A 438-nucleotide genomic window follows, 5' to 3' on the forward strand; every position below is an offset into this window, starting at 1 on the left:
CTGGCTTGGGGGTCGAGGTCGATGATGACGCAGGCAATCCCACTCGCCTCCGCGGCCACCGCTAGATTTAACGCCAGGGTGGTTTTCCCTGTGCCTCCCTTCTGCGAAATGATCGAAAATGTTTGCATGCTGTCATCTCAGTTAGTTGACATACCTACATGCAAGCATTTTGATGCGCTAACTAACGCCCGGCAAGTTGCCCTGCTCACGGCTAGCGTTTGCCTGGATCATCGTTGCAAATCTTAAGTGATCATGTAGATTTGCAACGATGCTATCCCGCCACGTACGCTCCGCGATCGAGAAGGCCATGGCCCGAGAAGCGGCCGTCGCACTGGTCGGCCTGCGCCAAGTGGGCAAGACGACCCTCGCCCTCGAGATCGCAGCTCAGCGCCCCTCGGTCTACCTCGACTTAGAGCGCCTGTCGGACCGGGAGAAACT

Annotated in this window: 2 protein-coding genes; one reads left to right on the forward strand and one right to left on the reverse strand. The window is 57.5% G+C overall.

What is annotated here, in order from left to right:
- On the reverse strand, nt 1-128 hold a 128-nt coding region (locus VBE63_RS31185; RefSeq protein WP_323686807.1), incomplete at its 3' end, for a ParA family protein.
- 179 nt (nt 129-307) lie between these two features.
- Between VBE63_RS31185 and VBE63_RS31745 the strand changes: the two genes are divergently transcribed.
- Nucleotides 308-438: AAA family ATPase (locus VBE63_RS31745; RefSeq protein WP_416274769.1), on the forward strand; the 131-nt coding region annotated here is incomplete at its 3' end.

The sequence above is a fragment of the Lamprobacter sp. genome (assembly GCF_034860625.1).
GTDB lineage: Bacteria > Pseudomonadota > Gammaproteobacteria > Chromatiales > Chromatiaceae > Lamprobacter.